At 64.3% G+C, this 17,915-nt stretch carries 16 protein-coding genes and 2 tRNA genes; 15 read left to right on the plus strand and 3 right to left on the minus strand.

Annotation, left to right across the window (positions count from 1 at the left end; translation table 11 throughout):
• Positions 1-39: 39 nt before the first annotated feature.
• From ACP4XC_RS15800 to ACP4XC_RS15815, 4 genes are all read left to right on the plus strand, one after another.
• Positions 40-1,128 carry a PQQ-dependent sugar dehydrogenase gene (locus ACP4XC_RS15800; protein WP_427171277.1) on the plus strand — a complete coding sequence of 363 codons (1,089 nt, stop codon included), beginning with the start codon at positions 40-42 and terminating at the stop codon, positions 1,126-1,128.
• Positions 1,129-1,246: 118 nt separating this feature from the next.
• A tRNA-Lys gene (locus ACP4XC_RS15805) sits at positions 1,247-1,322 on the plus strand.
• 124 nt (positions 1,323-1,446) lie between these two features.
• Positions 1,447-2,079, plus strand: coding sequence for a DUF2510 domain-containing protein (locus tag ACP4XC_RS15810; RefSeq protein WP_427171279.1), 633 nt, complete (start codon positions 1,447-1,449; stop codon positions 2,077-2,079).
• A 143-nt stretch (positions 2,080-2,222) separates the two neighbouring features.
• Positions 2,223-2,525, plus strand: coding sequence for a DUF4193 domain-containing protein (locus ACP4XC_RS15815; protein WP_427171281.1), 303 nt, complete (start codon positions 2,223-2,225; stop codon positions 2,523-2,525).
• Between the two features lie 123 nt (positions 2,526-2,648).
• On the opposite strand, the gene ACP4XC_RS15820 is transcribed toward ACP4XC_RS15815, so the two are convergent.
• Positions 2,649-3,131 (minus strand): MarR family winged helix-turn-helix transcriptional regulator, encoded by a 483-nt coding sequence (locus ACP4XC_RS15820; RefSeq protein ID WP_427175130.1) that lies wholly within the window; start codon positions 3,129-3,131, stop codon positions 2,649-2,651.
• A gap of 96 nt (positions 3,132-3,227) precedes the next feature.
• On the opposite strand from ACP4XC_RS15820, the gene bcp reads away from it, so the two are divergent.
• The 9 genes from bcp to ACP4XC_RS15865 all read left to right on the plus strand — a co-directional run bounded on the left by bcp (position 3,228) and on the right by ACP4XC_RS15865 (position 14,481).
• The gene (gene bcp, locus ACP4XC_RS15825) at positions 3,228-3,701 is read left to right on the plus strand and encodes a thioredoxin-dependent thiol peroxidase (RefSeq protein ID WP_427171283.1); all 474 of its coding nucleotides are present in this window, start codon (positions 3,228-3,230) and stop codon (positions 3,699-3,701) included.
• 108 nt (positions 3,702-3,809) lie between these two features.
• Positions 3,810-4,778: an IS481 family transposase gene (locus ACP4XC_RS15830; RefSeq protein WP_427171285.1), complete on the plus strand. Its 969-nt coding sequence runs from the start codon at positions 3,810-3,812 to the stop codon at positions 4,776-4,778.
• A gap of 189 nt (positions 4,779-4,967) precedes the next feature.
• Positions 4,968-5,049: transfer RNA gene (locus ACP4XC_RS15835), tRNA-Leu, on the plus strand.
• A 268-nt stretch (positions 5,050-5,317) separates the two neighbouring features.
• The gene (locus tag ACP4XC_RS15840) at positions 5,318-5,995 is read left to right on the plus strand and encodes a fasciclin domain-containing protein (protein WP_427171287.1); all 678 of its coding nucleotides are present in this window, start codon (positions 5,318-5,320) and stop codon (positions 5,993-5,995) included.
• 226 nt (positions 5,996-6,221) lie between these two features.
• Entirely contained in the window at positions 6,222-7,895 is a 1,674-nt protein-coding gene (locus ACP4XC_RS15845; protein ID WP_427171289.1) for an ABC transporter substrate-binding protein, read from the plus strand.
• Between the two features lie 78 nt (positions 7,896-7,973).
• Entirely contained in the window at positions 7,974-9,479 is a 1,506-nt protein-coding gene (locus tag ACP4XC_RS15850) for a malate:quinone oxidoreductase (RefSeq protein WP_427171291.1), read from the plus strand.
• Positions 9,480-9,545: 66 nt separating this feature from the next.
• Positions 9,546-12,758, plus strand: a complete 3,213-nt coding sequence (locus ACP4XC_RS15855) for an efflux RND transporter permease subunit (protein ID WP_427171293.1) — start codon at positions 9,546-9,548, stop codon at positions 12,756-12,758.
• Between the two features lie 134 nt (positions 12,759-12,892).
• Positions 12,893-14,017, plus strand: a complete 1,125-nt coding sequence (locus tag ACP4XC_RS15860; RefSeq protein WP_427171295.1) for an LLM class flavin-dependent oxidoreductase — start codon at positions 12,893-12,895, stop codon at positions 14,015-14,017.
• Complete coding sequence (locus tag ACP4XC_RS15865) at positions 14,017-14,481, plus strand: MarR family winged helix-turn-helix transcriptional regulator (RefSeq protein ID WP_427171297.1); 465 nt, start codon at positions 14,017-14,019, stop codon at positions 14,479-14,481. Before ACP4XC_RS15860 ends, ACP4XC_RS15865 begins: the two co-directional genes overlap by 1 nt.
• Before the next feature lie 32 nt (positions 14,482-14,513).
• Here the strand turns inward: ACP4XC_RS15865 and ACP4XC_RS15870 are convergent, their stop codons facing one another.
• Both ACP4XC_RS15870 and ACP4XC_RS15875 read right to left on the minus strand, forming a co-directional pair.
• Positions 14,514-15,320: a transglutaminase-like domain-containing protein gene (locus ACP4XC_RS15870; RefSeq protein WP_427171299.1), complete on the minus strand. Its 807-nt coding sequence runs from the start codon at positions 15,318-15,320 to the stop codon at positions 14,514-14,516.
• A gap of 75 nt (positions 15,321-15,395) precedes the next feature.
• Entirely contained in the window at positions 15,396-16,229 is an 834-nt protein-coding gene (locus ACP4XC_RS15875; protein WP_427171301.1) for a hypothetical protein, read from the minus strand.
• A 131-nt stretch (positions 16,230-16,360) separates the two neighbouring features.
• Here ACP4XC_RS15875 and ACP4XC_RS15880 point away from each other — a divergent pair, with 131 nt between their 5' ends.
• Positions 16,361-17,023, plus strand: coding sequence for a DUF1684 domain-containing protein (locus tag ACP4XC_RS15880; protein ID WP_427171303.1), 663 nt, complete (start codon positions 16,361-16,363; stop codon positions 17,021-17,023).
• Positions 17,024-17,052: 29 nt separating this feature from the next.
• Entirely contained in the window at positions 17,053-17,883 is an 831-nt protein-coding gene (locus ACP4XC_RS15885) for a fumarylacetoacetate hydrolase family protein (protein ID WP_427175131.1), read from the plus strand.
• The last annotated feature ends 32 nt before the right edge of the window (positions 17,884-17,915 follow it).

The following is a 17,915-nucleotide window of genomic DNA, read 5'->3' on the forward strand; positions in this document are numbered from 1 at the left end:
GGGGATGAAGACGGCGACGGCGGGGCCCACCATTCCACGGTGCCCCGCCTTCTTTCTGCCATCGCAGCGGCTGTGGCGGCAATCCTGATCGTGTCCGGATGCACGGACGGCGCCGGTGGTCCTCCCACCGGCAACAGCAGCACTGTGACGGCCGGCGGAAGCGCCGCGAGGGAGCCGGAGCCGGCAGGGCGGGTCGACGGCCTGGCGCTGCCATGGTCCACGGTCTTCCTTCCGGACGGGACGGCAATCATCTCGGAGAGGGACAGTGCCGAACTGAAGTCGGTACAGGACGGCCGCATCAGCACCCTCGGCAAGGTCCCGGGCGTGGTGCCTGGCGGCGAGGGCGGGTTGCTGGGCTTGGCACTGTCCCCTGACTTCGTCTCGGACCGCCTGCTCTACACGTACTTCACCGGTGTGAATGACAACCGAATCGCCCGTCTCCGCCTCGACCGGCTCTCGTCGGGCTCCGTGGCCCTTGGCACGCCAGAAGTTGTGTTCGCAGGCATTCCGAAGGCCTCCACCCACAATGGGGGCCGCATCAGGTTCGGCCCTGACGGCGACCTGTACGTCGGCACGGGAGATGCCCAGCGGCGGGATCAGCCGCAGGACGCTAAGGCGCTGGGTGGCAAGATCCTGAGGATCACGCGGGATGGCAAGCCCGCGCCGGGCAATCCCTTCGCGGGCAGCCCTGTGTACAGCATGGGCCACCGGAACGTCCAGGGCCTGGCCTGGGACGAGGAGGGCCGGCTGTGGGCCAGCGAGTTCGGCCCCGATGTGAACGACGAGCTGAACCTGATCCAGGCCGGCGGCAACTACGGCTGGCCCGATGTCACCGGCGCGCCCGGGCGGAAGGGCTTTATCGACGCCAAGGTCGTCTGGCCGGCGACGGCGGACTCGTCCCCCAGCGGACTGGAAATCGTGGGCCACACAGCCTACCTCGGTGCGCTCCGTGGCGAACGCTTGTGGGCCGTTTCGTTAGACGGAGAAAACGCGGGCAATCCTGTGAGTCATTTCACCGGGAGGTTTGGGCGGATCAGGGACGTTAAGCTCGCCCCTGACGGCCGCTTGTGGATGCTCACGAACGGCCAAAACCCTGACTTCGCGGTGATTTTGGCGCTTCCGCGGTGATTTCAGGGCGGAGTCGAACGTCGATTTCACACTCCACCAAAACTCGTGTAGAGTTTCATGTCGTTGCGGAGATGAACGAGGGAAACAAAAGCCTTCGGGAAGAACCGAAACTCCAGATGCACCTCTAGCTCAACTGGCAGAGCAATTGACTCTTAATCAATGGGTTCCGGGTTCGAGTCCCGGGGGGTGCACCAACGAAAACCCCGTCTTTACTGGCCAATCGGCTTGGAGAGGCGGGGTTTTGTTTTGCCTGAAACCCCCACGAACCCCGCGCCGGATGTAGTCTCACAGCAGGACCCGTCCTTCAAGAGGTGCACCATGACTGTCCCGCCCGGAAGTTCAGCCCCAGGCAGCCTCCCCGTTGCCGGCTGGTATCCAGACCCCGCCGGATCAGGACGGCTCCAATGGTGGGACGGCAGGGCCTGGACAGGGCAGCTGAGCGGTCCGCCGGCACCAGGGCAATCAGCTCAGCCGGAACCCCGCCCCCGGCTTAATGCGAATACCGCGGTTTATAACCCCTACATCTGGATCATTGTGGCGCTGCCGGTCATTCCACTCATCATCCTGTTGTTCTGGAATCCGGTGATAAAAGTCCGGACCGTTGGCGTCCGGCACGAGCAGACGGTCGACCCCGCGTCCATCTTCACAGCTCCGTATTTCCTGATGGTGGGCACCAGCCTGCTGGCCTACGCAGTGACCGCGCTCATGTCATACCTTGACTGGGACCGGCTCCGGCGTGACGGCGTCGTCCGCCCGTTTCACTGGGCCTGGGTCTTCCTGAGCCGTGAGGTCTATGTGATCGGCCGGTCAGTGATTGTCCACCAGGTTGCACCGCGACGCGGACTTGCACCCGTATGGGCGACCCTCGCAGTCACCGCCGCGACCCTGGTGGTGGCCAGTATCAAAGCGTCCGCCCTGATCGCCGCCGCTGTGGGAGCCATGGCAACGTGAGCGGCCAGGAGCGGCGGCTTGCTTGGTTGCAGTTGCCCGCTGCTCCGCCAACTGTGGAACAACACCGGGCCAACTATGGAATAACCACGGGATGATGTACGTTCACATGCGACAACCGCTCACGAGAAAAGAGAATCACCCAAGTGGCAACCGATTACGACGAACTCCGCACCGACGTCAAGGAGTCCCAGGACAATTCCCTGGAAGCACTGCAGTCGGCCAACGCGCCCGACGCCCGCAGTGTTGTGCGCGATCTTGATGAAGCCGACGGCTTGGACGGGATGGATGTCCCCGGCGGAGAATTCGTCGCCGAGGAGCTGGTCGTCCAGGTCATCCCGCAGGCTGAGGACGAATTCACCTGCTACTCCTGTTTCCTGGTCAGGCACCGCTCCCAGATTGCACGGCAAAAGGGCGGGCACACATACTGCACCGACTGTGAGGGCTAGGAAAGAAAGCGGCCGGGCCCAGCAGCACCACGCGCCCGGACCTGTGGGGATGTCCGGGGCCGTCGGCACAGCAGGCCGCTCCAGAATAAAACGCGCTCCTGAACAGGAATCCATCACGCGCTCTTAGTTGACGCTGTTTGCCTCGACTGTCAGCCCGGATTCGGCGCTGGCCACAATGGCCTTTGTCTCGGGAGAGGAAAAGCGGCTGGCCAGGACACTGACCACAGCCTGAAGCTCCTGGCGGAGGACGTCGGGATCGATGGAAGCTGTGGCCAGCACCGAGCGTTCCATGTCCGCGGCAGCAGCCACGGCTTCGATGCCCCGGTCCGTAAGGGACACCACGTGGCTGCGGCGATCGGAGGTGCTTCGCTCCCGGCGGATATGCCCGTGAGCTTCGAGCCTGCTCAGGGTTTTCCCCATGGTCTGTGCTTGCACGCGCACTAGTTGCGCCAGCTGCGCCTGCGTCATCGGCCCTTGCAGGGCCAGCACTTCCATGGCGATCACACCGGCATGGGTGAGCCCGATGGCACCCAGTTTTTCATTCCATGAATGTTCAACGAGGCGTGCCGCCGTGGACAAAAGGCGCCCTGTGGGCCAGCGATCCATATCAGGCATAGCACTCAGTATAGCCAGCGTCGGATTCGTTCCTCGCCCAACCCCTTACTAAGCTGAGATTTCCAGAACGCTTCGAAGGAGAAAACCTTGGCTGAACGACTCACTCCCGGCACTCCGGCGCCAGACTTCACGCTCAAGGATTCGGCGGGAAAGGACGTCAGCCTCAAGAGCTACCGGGGGCGGAACACCATCGTCTACTTCTATCCGGCAGCTTCGACGCCGGGATGCACCAAAGAGGCCTGCGATTTCCGCGACACGCTCGATTCGCTGCAAAAAGACGGCTACGACGTCCTGGGCATCTCGCCGGACCCCGTGAACAAGCTAGCCCGGTTCGCCGAAAAGGAAGGGCTGCCGTTTCCACTCCTCTCGGACGAAGACCACGCAGTAGCGGAGGCTTATGCCGCCTGGGGAGAGAAAAAGAATTACGGCAAGACCTATGACGGCCTGATCAGGTCCACTGTTGTGGTGGATGCTGACGGGAACGTGGCCCTGGCACAGTACAACGTGAGGGCCACCGGGCACGTGGCCAAGCTCCGCCGCGACCTTGGACTGGCCTCCTAGCTGTATTGTCCACGGACGTTAGGGACGCCCGGCGTGGATAGGTGACAAAAAGAAGACCTCCGAGTGGAGTGGGGCTTGTCTAGAGTCCGATCCACAAGGAGGTCTTCAATGTCCCATGCTAACGCGCTCCTGACGCCGAAGGGCAGGCTCCGGCTGGCTAGGTGCGTTGTCGAGGACGGGTGGTCCCTGCGCCGTGCTGCTGAGCGGTTCCAGGTGTCGGTGGCAACCGCGGCGAGGTGGGCGGCCCGTTACCGGGAGCACGGTGAGCGCGGGATGGGTGATCGTTCCAGCCGGCCCGTCAGCTCCCCGCAGCGGACGTCCGTGCGGCGGGAGCGGCGGATCATCGCGCTTAGGGTCAACCGCCGGTGGGGTCCGGCACGGATCGGCTTTCTGCTGGGGATCCATCCGTCCACAGTGCACCGGGTTCTGTCGAGGTTCGGGTTGGCGAGGCTGTCGTGGATGGACCGGGCCACAGGCCGGGTGATCCGCCGGTACGAGCACCACAGCCCCGGGGAGCTGGTCCACGTGGACATCAAGAAGCTCGGACGGATCCCGGACGGCGGCGGCCACCGCGTCACCGGCCGGGCCGCGGGTAATAAAAACAAGACCGGCACGACGGCGAACCGGCGACCGGGCTACGCCTTCTTGCACAATGCCGTTGATGACCACTCTCGGCTTGCCTATACCGAGATCCTGGCCGATGAGAAGAAGGACACCGCAGCGGGGTTCTGGGAACGCGCCAACGCCTATTTCGAATCGTGCGGAATCGTAGTCAAAAGGGTGTTGACGGACAACGGCTCCTGCTACCGCGCCCACGCCTTCAAGGACGCGCTGGGCCCGGACATCAGCCACAAACGCACCCGCCCCTACAGGCCCCAAACCAATGGCAAAGTCGAACGCTACAACCGCACCATGCTCGACGAATGGGCCTACGCCAAACCCTATGGATCAGAAACCGAGCGTGCTGCCGCTTTCGCTGACTGGCTCCATCATTACAATCATCACCGAGGCCACACTTCACTCAAAGGTCAGCCACCGGCCAGCCGTGTTACCAACCTCTCAGGTCAATACACCTAGCCAAGGCCCGCTGCTGGATTCTGCTCGCGAACTGACCTCACCCGGCCCCGGCGGAAGGTGCCGGTCCCTGCCTCCCGCGGAAGGTCGTGGCGGAAGGTACAATGGACCCTGGCATCCGCCGTCGAACGTTTTCCGCAATGCATTTTCCACATGCTCAGCACCGCGGAAGATGAATGCCCGACGGGGCCCGCGCGAGTGGTGAAATTGGCAGACACGCAGGATTTAGGTTCCTGTGCCTTCGGGCGTGGGGGTTCAAGTCCCCCCTTGCGCACACAAGTGATATTCCGGAATCCCGGGCCTATCTGGCCCGGGATTCCGGCGTTTAACCCGCATTTCCGGCTGTCTAAGATGTGGCCGGGAGCGCCGGACCAGGTGCCGAAAAAGATTCTTCCAGGATCACCCATCCGTCGCAGCGGAGCTGCCGAATACCCATTGAGACACCAACCAAGGGTAGGTGCCCGACAGTCGGAATAGAGCCAAAGCGGTCATCGAGAAATTCGTCGGCCCGGCAAAGATCGGCACTAACAAGGAGAATCGAAATGCAGTCAATCAAGCGCACAACTTTCACCGTTGCAGGTGTTGCAGCTGCAGCTCTGCTCAGCCTGACCGCCTGCGGAGGCGCCGCCACCACGGCCACGAGCTCCTCGGCACCGGCTTCCACGCCGTCGGCTTCCAGCATGGCGGCGTCCCCCTCCGCCAGCTCGGCAGCCGCCATGGACCCGGCCCGTGACCTGGTGGGCGCAGGCTGTGCCGGTTACGCCGCAAAGGTACCTTCGGGTGCAGGCTCCGTCACGGGAATGGCGCTGGACCCCGTAGCCGTGGCAGCTTCCAACAACCCGCTGCTGAAGACCCTCACGGCGGCAGTATCGGGCAAGCTGAACCCCAAGGTCAACCTCGTTGACACCCTGAACGGCAGCGAATTCACTGTCTTTGCGCCGGTCGATGACGCGTTCGCAAAGATTGACCCGGCCACCATCGAGAAGCTCAAGACCGATGACGCCACCCTCAGCAAGATCCTGACCTACCACGTGGTTCCCGGCCAAATCACGCCCGACAAGATCGTGGGCACCCACAAGACGGTTGAGGGCGGTTCCGTGACCGTCACCGGCACGAAGGACGCCCTCAAGGTCGACGGCGGCGCCAGCGTCATCTGCGGTGGGGTCCACACGGCCAACGCAACGGTCTACCTCATCGACTCCGTCCTGATGCCCAAGTAAGCACCCCCAACCCTCCTGCCCGCCGTCCAGCCTGACTCACTGGACCGGCAGGGGAAAAGAGCGGGCCCGCACCCTTCGGTGCGGGCCCGCTCTTTTTGGCCTAACGGTTCGGTCCGGGGCGCGGAAGGTTGGCCACGGCGTGTCAATTAGGTCAATTAGACTGGAAAGCGGTTGGGGACCGGATCCGCAGCCTGCCAGCATCCTGCCGTTCAAAGGTGATATTCGAGTGCCAAGCAGAAAACCGCGCCGGATCGCGTTCAGTATTGGAGCAGGGCTCCTCTCGTTGCTGCTCGTTTCGTGCACCGGGACGGCCGATCCAGCAGCCTCCACGTCCACCGCTCCGGCAGGCTCGGCCACTTCCGCCCCGCACGCCATCTTCAACTTCGGCACGGCCGCGCAGCCGCTGGGCCTTGATCCGGCATTGGTCTCGGACGTGGAGTCCTATCGGATCACCCGCCAGGTCCTCGAAGGGCTCGTTGGCGTTGACCAGACCACCGGCCAGCCCACTCCCCTGCTGGCCACTGAGTGGAATCAGGGCGACGACGGCCGGGCCTACACGTTCAAGCTCCGCGACGCCGTGACCTTCCAGGACGGAACCCCCTTCGACGCCGCGGCGGTGTGCACAAACTTCAACCGCTGGTTCAACTTCCCGGAAAGTCTCCGGAAACAGGCGCCCGGCAGCTCATTCAAGGGCGTCTTCAAGGCCCACGCGGACCAGGCCTCGCTGTCCATCTACAAGAGCTGCACCGCGCAGTCCGCCACCAGCGTCCGGATAGAGCTCACCCAGCCGTTCACCGGATTCCTCCAGGCCCTGACCCTGCCGGCCTTCGCCATGTCATCCCCGCAGGCAATGGCCACGCAAAAGGCCGACGAGCTGACCCAGAAGCGCGACGGCCAGGCGGTCTCGGCCTACGCCCTTCATCCGGTGGGCACCGGACCTTACACCTTCAGTTCCTGGGATAAGTCCAGCGTCACCCTGGTCAGCAACAAGAATTATTGGGGCGATAAAGGGCAGATCGGAACCATCAACTTCATCACCTACGATCAGCCCCAGGCCAGGGTCCAGGCCCTCCTCGACGGGAAGATCGATGGCTACGACGCGGTGACGGCGGGAAACTTCGACCAACTGGTCAAGCGAGGGAAGCAGATTATCCAGCGCGATCCGTTCTCCGTCATGTATCTGGGCATGAACCAGGACGTGCCCATCCTGCAGAACATCAAGGTCAGGCAGGCCATCGAACTGGCGGTGGACAAAGAGACCCTGATCCGCAAGTTCTTCATCGACAACACGGCCCAGGCCACACAATTCGTTCCCCCAAAACTCAGCGGATTCAACAACAATGCGCCGGCACTGGGGCATGATCCCGCCAAGGCGAAGGCGCTCTTGGAAGAGGCCGGCTACAAGGGCGAGGAGCTGAAGTTCTACTACCCCCTGAACGTCACCAGGCCCTACCTCCCAACGCCGGAGAAAATCTACGCCGAAATCAGCAAAGAACTGACAGCCGTGGGCCTGAACATTAAGCCGGTCCCCATCGAGTGGACGGACGGTTACCTGCAAAAGGTGCAGTCGCCGGGGGACCACGCCCTGCACCTGCTGGGCTGGAACGGGTCCTACTCCGACCCGGACAACTTCGTTGGTCCGCTGTTCGGCGAAAAGACCGGGGAATTCGGCTACCAGGACCCGCAGGTCTTTTCCAAGATCGCCCGCGCCCGCGGCCTCCCGGACGGGAAGGAACGGACGGAGCAGTACCAGACGATCAATGCCCAGATCGCCTCCTCGGTCCCCGCGGTGCCCATCGCCTTCCCCATCTCGGCGCTGGCCCTGTCCGACCGGGTCCTGAAGTACCCCGCGTCACCGGTATTAAACGAAGTTTTCACAAAGGTGGAACTAAAACCTTGACGGACTGCCCCAATTTCAGTTAGTAGCGTGCTCGGGGATATTCTGTGACAGCCAGAGCCGCTGCTATCGGAGACCGATGTGACTTTCATTTCCAAGACCCAACACGCCGACGTCGTCCTGATTGGCGGCGGGATCATGAGCGCCACGCTGGGTGCATTCATCAAGCAGCTCGAGCCCAACTGGACCATCTCGCTGTTTGAGCGCCTTGATGAAGCCGGTTTGGAAAGCTCCGGGCCGTGGAACAACGCCGGCACGGGGCATGCAGCACTGTGTGAGCTTAATTACTCCCCCGCGGCCAAGGACGGCTCCGTGGACCCGTCCAAGGCGCTGCACATCAACGAACAGTTCCAGCTGTCGCGGCAGTTCTGGTCCCACCTGGTGACCAACTCCCTGATCGGCTCCCCCAAGGGCTTCATCAACACCGTTCCGCACATGAGCTTTGTGATCGGCGACGCGAACACCAAGTTCCTCCGGACCCGCTACGAGGCCCTCAAGCCAAACCCGCTCTTCCACAGCATGGAGTACTCCGAGGACCACGCCCAGATCGCCAAGTGGGCGCCGCTGATCGTCAAGGGCCGTGACCCCCAGCAGCACATCGCCGCGACCCGCGCCGCAGAGGGAACCGACGTCGACTTCGGCGCCCTGACCCGCGAGCTCACCACCTACCTGGGCAACAACGGCGTGGAGATCAATTACGGCCACGACGTTTCCGGTATCCAACGCGCGTCCGACGGCGGCTGGGACCTGTCTTTGAAGCACAAGCGCTCCGGCGAGCACGGCAACATCCGTGCAAAGTTTGTTTTCGTTGGTGCCGGTGGCGGCGCCCTGCATCTGCTGCAGGCCTCCGGGATCCCCGAGAGCAAGGGCTATGGCGGGTTCCCCGTCTCCGGCCAGTTCTTCCGCTGCACCGATGAGAGCCTCGCCTCACAACACAGCGCCAAGGTCTATGGACAGGCTTCGGTGGGTGCCCCGCCAATGTCGGTCCCCCACCTCGACACCCGTTTTGTGGGCGGCAAGCGCTCCCTGCTCTTCGGCCCGTACGCCGGGTTCTCCACCAACTTCCTCAAGCACGGCTCCTACCTGGACCTGCCGCTCTCCATCCGCCCCAGCAACATCATCCCCATGCTCGCGGTAGCCAAGGACAACATGGACCTCACCGCGTACTTGGTGAAGGAAGTGGCCAAGCGCCACAGCGACAAGGTGGAGGCTCTCCGCGAGTACTACCCGGAGGCAAAGGACGGCGACTGGGAACTCATTACCGCCGGCCAGCGCGTGCAGATCATCAAGAAGGATCCGAAGAAGGGCGGCGTGCTGCAGTTCGGGACCGAGGTGATCGCGGCCCGCGACGGCTCGATCGGTGCGCTCCTGGGCGCTTCACCGGGCGCGTCCACCGCGGTTCCGATCATGATCGAACTGCTTCAGAAGTCCTTCCCGAAGAACTTCAAGGGCTGGCAGTCCAAGCTCAAGGAGATGATGCCCGGCTACGGCATCAAGCTCAACGACAACCCCGAGCTGGCCATGCAGCTCGAAGCGGAGACTACCAAAGCGCTCCAGCTGGCCAAGGTGGACGCGCCCTCCAGCTGATGCCCTGTACGGGTTACGGCACCACATTCATCCCCAAGTCCGTTAGCCCCAACAGGAGACCATGAGATGTATCGGCTGGCAAAACTTTCGCTGGCAAACAGGGCCCTGATCGCGCTGATCACCGTTTTTGCTTCGGTGTTCGGCGTGATCACGATGTCCTCGCTGAAGCAGGAACTCATCCCCTCGATCGAGTTTCCGCAGATTACGGTCATCTCGGCGATGCCGGGCGCGTCGCCGGAAGTTGTGGACAAGCAGGTCAGTGGACCCCTCGAGACTGCGCTGAACGGCGTCGAGGGGCTGGAGTCGACGTCCTCAACTTCCCGCAACGGCGTTTCCCAGATCACCCTGGCGTTCACCTATGGTTCGAATCTGGACCGCGCACGGAACCAGATCGACCGCGCCATCTCCAACGCCAAGCGGACACTGCCAACAGATGTGCAACCGCAGGCAATCGCCGGCAGCATCAGTGACTTCCCCATCGTTTTCCTGGCGGTTTCGTCGGACAAGCCGCTCAGCGAGCTGAACGCCGACCTCCAGCGTCTCAGCGTCCCGCGGCTGCAGAAGCTCGACGGCGTCCGTGGCGCCGACGTTACCGGCGGCGCCACCCAGCACATCCAGATCCTCCCGCGCCCGGACGTCATGGCCGCCAAGGGTGCCTCCGTCCAGTCCATCAGCAACGCCTTGAAGAACAACGGCGCTCTGATTCCGGCCGGCACCATCGAGGAGCAGGGCAAGACGCTCTCGCTGCAGATCGGCAGCCCCGTGGACTCCCTGGACGCGGTCAAGGCCCTGCCGCTGAGCGGTGCCAAAGACGGCGCCACCATCGGCACCGTGGCCGACGTCAGCATCAAAGACGATGCCCGCACCTCCATTACCCGGACCAACGGCAAGGAAACGCTGGCCCTCTCGGTGACGAAGAAACCCGAGGGCGATACAGTGGCGATCTCGCACGCGGTGAAGGACGCCATCCCCCAACTCGAGGCCGAGCTGGGCTCCAACGCCAAGTTCACCCCGGTCTTCGACCAGGCTCCGTTCATTGAAAAGTCCATCCGGGACCTGGCCACCGAAGGCCTGCTGGGGCTCGGATTCGCCGTGGCCGTGATCCTGTTGTTCCTCATGTCCGTCCGGTCAACGCTGGTCACCGCCGTGTCCATCCCGCTGTCCCTGCTGATCACGTTCATCGGCTTATCCGGCACCGGGTACTCACTGAACATCCTTACCCTGGGCGCACTCACCATCGCGATCGGGCGCGTGGTGGACGATTCGATCGTGGTGATCGAGAACATCAAACGCCACCTGAGCTATGGGGAAGCCAAGCTCGCCGCGATCCTCACATCCATCCGGGAGGTGGCCGGCGCCATCACCGCATCGACCCTGACCACGGTGGCCGTTTTCCTGCCCATCGCCTTCGTGGGAGAGCTGGCGGGAGAGCTTTTCCGTCCGTTCGCGCTCACCGTGACCATCGCCCTGATCTCCTCGCTGCTGGTCTCGCTGACGATTGTTCCCGTCCTGGCGTACTGGTTCCTGAAGACACCCGCGGCCGGAGCCGGCGCCCGGGGCACCTCCGCGGCGGAAACCGCGGCCAGGGCGCACGAGGCCGAGCAGCGCAGCCGGCTGCAGCGCGCCTACTTGCCCATCCTGACCAAGACCCAGAGGCACCCGGTGGTAACGCTGATCGCTGCGGTGCTGGTCCTGGGCGGCACCGCCGCGATGTCCCCGCTGCTGGCCACGGACCTGCTGGGCCGCTCCGGCGAGAACAGCATGACGGTTCGCCAGGTAATGCCAGCCGGCACAAGCCTGGCAGACACGAGCGCCGCCGCCACGAAGGTGGAGAGCGTGCTGCGTGGCATCGACGGCGTCAAGGACGTCCAGGTTACCTCGGGCAACGCGCAAACCGGCTTCACTGCCCTCACCTCCAGCGGGGCCTCCAACTCCTCCTTCACCGTTGTCACCGAGGAAAAGGCCAACCAGGCCAAACTTCAGGACACCGTCCGGAACGAGCTGTCCCAACTCGCTGATGCCGGCAAGATCTCCGTCGGATCCCAGCAAGGCGGCTTCGGTACCACGTCCACGGTGGACATCACGCTCAAGGCAGCCAACTCCGCGGACCTTAAGGCCGCGAGTGATGCCATGGTCAAGGCCATGGACGGTGTCCCCGGCAGCACCGAGGTGGCCACGAACCTGGCCGCCAGCCAGCCTGTGGTTCAGGTCAAGGTGGACCGTGCCAAGGCAGTGGCGGCCGGGCTGAATGAGGAGCAGGTGGCAGGGGTCCTGGCCTCGACCGTCAGCCCGCTGCCGGCTGGAAAGGTGCGCATCGACACCGATGATTTTCCGGTTCAGATCGGTGAGGGAACCCGGTTTACAAGCGTTGCCGCCGTGCGGAACATCCCGCTGCCGTCGGCCACCGGTGCCGTGCCGCTGGGGAGCATCGCTTCCGTGGAGCAGGTGGACGTTCCGGTGTCCATCACTGCCAGCAACGGCCAGCGGACCGCGCGGGTCTCCGTGACGCCGTCGGGCTCCAACCTGGGGGCCGTGAGCACCGAGGTGCAGAACCGGTTGAAGTCCGTGGAGCTGCCGGCCGGCGTTACGGCCGAAATTGGCGGCGCCACCACCCAGCAGGCTGACTCGTTCCGGCAGCTGGGGCTCGCGCTGCTGGCAGCCATCGCGATCGTCTACGTGATCATGGTGGCCGCCTTCAAGTCCCTGATCCAGCCGCTGATCCTGCTGGTTTCCGTTCCGTTCGCCGCGACCGGGGCCATCGCGTTGCTCCTGCTGACCGGAGTTCCGCTGGGCCTGCCCTCACTCATTGGCATGCTGATGCTGGTGGGGATCGTGGTGACCAATGCGATCGTGCTGATCGATCTCATCAACCAGTACCGTCAGCCGCGCAACGGGCTTCCCGGCATGAACGTTGCGGATGCCATCACCCACGGCGCCCGTCAGCGCCTGCGCCCCATCCTGATGACCGCACTGGCGACTGTCTTCGCCTTGACGCCCATGGCCCTGGGACTGACCGGGGGCGGCGGATTCATCTCCCAGCCCCTGGCCATCGTGGTGATCGGCGGCCTGATTTCCTCGACAGCGCTGACCCTCGTGCTGGTTCCTGTGCTGTACCGGCTGGTGGAAGGACGGCGGGAAAAGAAGGCGCTCCTGCGGGCCATGCAGGATCGCCCGGCGTTCGCCGAGGGCGACGATGTCGATGCCGAGTTCCGCGATTGGACCACGGGCATGGTCCCCAAGGTCAGCGGGCGCCGCGCCGCCCCCGGCGACCCCGAGTAGCAGAGCGGCCCACGCCGATCCGAGTGGAATAAAAGCGCGGGGCTGACGTTATATTCACCGATAGATGCAAATGCATGTAAATCGGATATACTCGAATCAGACCCGGAGCAGTTCGGCACTCGGAAAGGCACATCATGCAGATCGGCGTATTCAGCGTCAGCGACATCACCCCCGACCCCACCACGGGCCGCACCCCCACGGAGCACGAGCGCATTAAGGCGTCGGTGGCAATCGCCAAAAAGGTCGAAGAGATCGGAATGGACGTCTATGCCATCGGCGAGCACCACAACCCGCCCTTTTTCTCCTCCTCCCCCACCACCACGCTCGCGTACATTGCCGCGCAGACCGAGCACATCACCCTTTCCACGGCCACCACGCTGATCACCACCAACGACCCGGTGAAAATCGCGGAGGACTTCGCCATGCTTCAGCACCTGGCCGACGGCCGCGTGGACCTGGTGCTGGGCCGCGGCAACACCGCCCCCGTCTACCCCTGGTTCGGCAAGAACATCCAGGACGGTATTGAACTGGCCATCGAGAACTACAGCCTGCTGCGCCGCCTCTGGGACGAGGACACCGTCAACTGGTCGGGCAAACACCGCACCCCGCTGCAGAACTTCACCTCCACTCCGCGCCCGCTCGACGGCGTCGCCCCCTTCGTGTGGCACGGCTCCATCCGCACCCCACAGATCGCGGAAGTGGCCGCCTACTATGGCGACGGCTTCTTCGCGAACAACATCTTCTGGCCCAAGGAGCACTACCAGCAGCTGATCGGCCTGTACCGCGAACGCTACGAGCACTACGGCCACGGCAAGGCGGACCAGGCGATCGTAGGCCTCGGCGGCCAGTTCTTCATGCGGAAGAACTCACAGGACGCGGTCAAGGAGTTCCGCCCGTACTTCGACAACGCCCCGGTGTACGGCCACGGGCCCTCACTGGAGGACTTCACCTCGCAGACGCCGCTGACCGTGGGCAGTCCGCAGGAAGTCATCGAAAAGACGCTGACCTTCCGCGAGTACTTCGGCGACTACCAGCGCCAGCTTTTCCTGATCGACCACGCCGGCCTGCCGCTGAAGACCGTGCTGGAGCAGCTTGACCTGTTCGGCGAAGAGGTCCTCCCGGTACTCCGCAAGGAGTATGCCGCGCTGAAACCGGCCCACGTGCCGGACCCGCCCACCCATGCCGGCCGAGTGGCCGCAAAGCTGGCCGCACAGGTGCGGGAACCCGCCCTCAGCGAGCCGGCCGCCAGGGAAGCCTGATGTCTGGCAAACCAGCCGAATCACCGGTCCGCCTTGCCGCCGAAACCTGGGAATCCCTGTTCCGCGCCCAGGTGGCGGTGATGCGCCGGCTGCAGTCCGGGCCGGCTTTCAAGGCCCTCGCGCTCAACGAGTATGACGTCCTGTTCACGCTCTCGCGCTGCCCTTCGGGCTGGCTCCGCCTCAACGAATTGAACGACAACGTCCTGCTGAGCCAGTCGAGCCTCAGCAGGCTCGTGGAGCGGCTGGAGAAGCGCGGGCTTGTGGAGCGGATGCCGGCACCGGATGATGGGCGCGGGGTCCTCCTGAAGCTCACGGACGCGGGCCGGGAACTCCAGAAGCAGATCGGCCGCGAGCACGTGCGGGACATCTCCACGCTGATCAACCCGGCCCTGACTCCCGAGGAACAGCGGGAACTACTGCGTCTGACCCAGAAGCTGCGCCGCTCGGTGGCTTCCCCGCGCTAGCAGGGATCCGGCGGAAAGTGCTTTGGGCCGGGCTACTGGAGCGCTACGAGGGCAGCCGGATCTTCCAGCGGCAGGTCCCCGTTTACCACAGCGGTGACCTTCAGCTCCTTCAGGGACAGGTTTCCCCCCACCGTGGAGAGAAACGCCGTGTCGGACGAATCCCGGCCTGCGGTGATCCTTAGCATGCTCTCGCGCGGGGCGAGGCCGGTGGGGTCAATGACGTACCAGCCCCCGTTGAGGTGGGCCTCGGCCACCGCATGGAAGTCCATGGGTGCCAGCCCGGGCGCGTAGACCGCCACCAGCCTGGCCGGAATGTCCTTGGAGCGCAGCAGCGAGATGGCCAGATGGGCGAAATCGCGGCACACCCCCCGCCGGTTCAGCAGGGTCTCCACGGCGCCGTCGGTGCCCCGGGAGGACCCGCTGACGTAGCGCAGTTCGCTGGAGACCCAGTTACGGACGGCGTGGAGCAGTTCCTCGCCATGGATTCCGCCGAACTCCGCATAGGCGGTGGGCAGCAGCCGGTCAGACTCCGCGTACCGGCTGGGACGGACGTAGCGGATCAGTTCCATGAGGTTGGGCACCTCCGGGGTGGCAACCCCTGTGACTGTGGCGGCATAGTCAACAGTCACCTCTGCTGGCTCGGCAAATTCCATGTAGTGGAACCGGCCGCCGTGGTGGTCGTGCAGCTCGGTAACGGGAACCTGTTCCCCTCCTGAGGTCACGGAGAGTGATTCCTCCAACGAGGTGTAGCCAGGGTTCCTGGCGACAGAGACCGCCAATGCCACTTTGGTTTCCGCGACCGTTTTGAAGACGAGCCGGGCGGCCACGCTGCGTTCCATGTATCTCCGGGGTGTGAGGTAGCGGCAGAACAGTCCCTTGGCACCGGCCGGCTGGATATGGAGGCGGGTGACGGACTAACTTTTGATCTTCAGAGACATTAGCATCCGCTGGACGTTGGCGAATTCCGAGCCCTCGTTCACGTATTTTGCCGCCTGGTCCAGCGTGTCAAAGGACTTTGCCGGCGCCACCTTTTCATCGGCGGCGAACGCCTTCAGCGCCGTGAGGTCGCCGAAGGAATAGTCGCCCTTGCCCTCCGGGCCACGGACAATGTTCAGCAGCGAGCACGCTTTTCCGTCGGCACCGCCCACCACATTGGTAATGCCGTAGGAGCCAAAGAACTTATAGCCGTGGATCACCCGGAACACCACGTGCGGGGAGATCAGCCCGTCCCCTTCCCGGTGCGGCAACTCCAGGGGCACGCTGCTTATGACCACATAGGATTTCTTGTCGGCCTCGGCGCACGCTGTCGACGCCGGTGAGGGCAGTCCAGTCTGCAGGGTCGCCAGATAGGCTCCCTTCGCATCCTTGACCTCCACCTTCACAGCCCCGGGAAGCGTCCCTTGATCAGGGGTGACAGACTGCGCAATCCACTCCTGCGGGAGATCGAAGCTGACGCTCTTGCCCGGATCCGTAAAGACCTTCCACGCCGACGCCGTTGCACCGGTGGACGGGGACTCTGTCCCTGGGGCAGTCGTTCCGGAGGTGGCGCCCGGCGTGGAACCCGCGGGACTTGCTGAGCCCGCGGGGCCCGTGGCGGACGGTGAGGCCGCCGCAGTGCCGGACGGGCTGCTGCCCGCGGTCCATGCGGGCCCACCCTTGCCGTCGGTGCCACAGCCCGCCAGGGCTGCGGCCGCGGCCATCAATGCCGCCGCGAGGCGGACCCTGCCGGATATTCCCATCCCAGTCATGAGCCCAGCGTAGCCGCGCCGCCGCCGTGCGGGGAGCGCCGGCGTCAGCGTTTCGCCCGGGGATGCATGCTGACGCCGCGGTGTCCGGGTCGGCGGGACTTCGTGGCGGCAAAGCGGGATACGCTGGGGGCATGGCGGAACAGCATTTTGACGCAGCCCAGGACAGCGTGGAGCACATCTCGGCCCTGGACATCGCAGATTGGCGGCTGCGGACGTTTGCCATGTACGACACTGTTCGCAAGATTGCCGCGGACAACCCCGCCGAGGCCCACTCGTACTGGCGCCATGAACGGGACCGGATGTTCGCGACCCACCCGGCTTCCCCCTTGACCGCAGCTGACAAGGCCACATTCAGCGGACTGCGCACCGCCGATTACGACCCCATCTACAGGTTCCACGTCCGGCTCACCAAGGAGGGCGCCGGACGTGAAATGAACGTCGAAACGGGGACCGACGGCCTGGTGCATTTCATCCGCCTCGGCACATTCGACCTGCCGGAGATGGGTCAATTGGCCGTGTGGAAACTGCACGGCTACGGCGGCGGCATCTTTGTGCCGTTCCGGGACGCCACCGCGGGGCAGCCGGGGGGCAGCTACGGTGCCGGCCGCTACCTGCTGGACACCATCAAGGGCGCCTTCCACGGGGTTCGCGGTTCCGGGCCGGACGCGGAATTCATTCTGGACTTCAACTTTGCCTACAACCCCTCATGCGCCTACAACGAAGCATGGGCCTGCCCCCTGGCCGGTCCCGCGAACCGCCTGGCCGTGGACATTCCGGTCGGCGAGCTGTACTGAGTCCGGCCGCAAAGGACGTCCCGCCAATGATGACCCCCGTGAATGCCCGCCGCATCGCCCGCGTCCGGCCCCTGCAGCCAACCACGGCCAGCGAACAGTTTTTCGTCTCCAACAGCGCCCCGGACTTCGCAAGCGCGGCCGGGAAACTGTGGACCGTAACGGCCACGCCGTTCCCCGGATCGCCGGCCAATGCCAACAGCGCGCCGCGGCCGGGCTGGGAATCCGGCGCCACGGTGGCCGAAAACATGTTCACGTTCCTTGCGCCCAGTGTTCCGGCGAATGTCCTGGGCATGGCACACAACACCGGGCAGCAGGGCCGGGCGCTTCCGCCCCAGGCCTTCCACAAGGCAGCCACCAGTGTGATCGGCCCGGGCGATGCGATCGAGCTTGCCCCGGGGGTGGGCCATGTGGACCCGGAAGCGGAGCTCGCCGTCGTGGTGGGAAGCAAGGCCCGTGGCCTGACGTTGGAGAACGCGCGGTCCGCCGTCCTCGGATTTACGGTGGGCAATGACGTCACCGGACGCGACCGGCAAAAGTCCGACGAACTGTGGATCAGCGCCAAAAGCCAGGACACATTCACACCGGCGGGACCCTGGATCGTCACGGAACTGGACCCCGCCGCACTGGCCATTGGCATCGTGCATAACGGCAGGGAACTCGCCGCTGCCAGCTCGGCGGACCTGGGCTGGAACGTGGCGGAAATCCTGGTGTACATCACGTCCTTCATGACCCTTTACCCGGGCGATCTGGTGCTGACCGGTTTTCCGGCCGAGTGCAGGCGGCTTGAGGTCGGGGACACTGTCACCTGCCGGGTTGAGGGGATCGGCGAGCTCACCAATCCGGTGACAGCAACCGCCTGACCGGATTCCACAGCCTCATGTGTCAGGCTTGA

The organism is Arthrobacter sp. 92, from assembly GCF_050260325.1.
Lineage (GTDB): Bacteria > Actinomycetota > Actinomycetes > Actinomycetales > Micrococcaceae > Arthrobacter.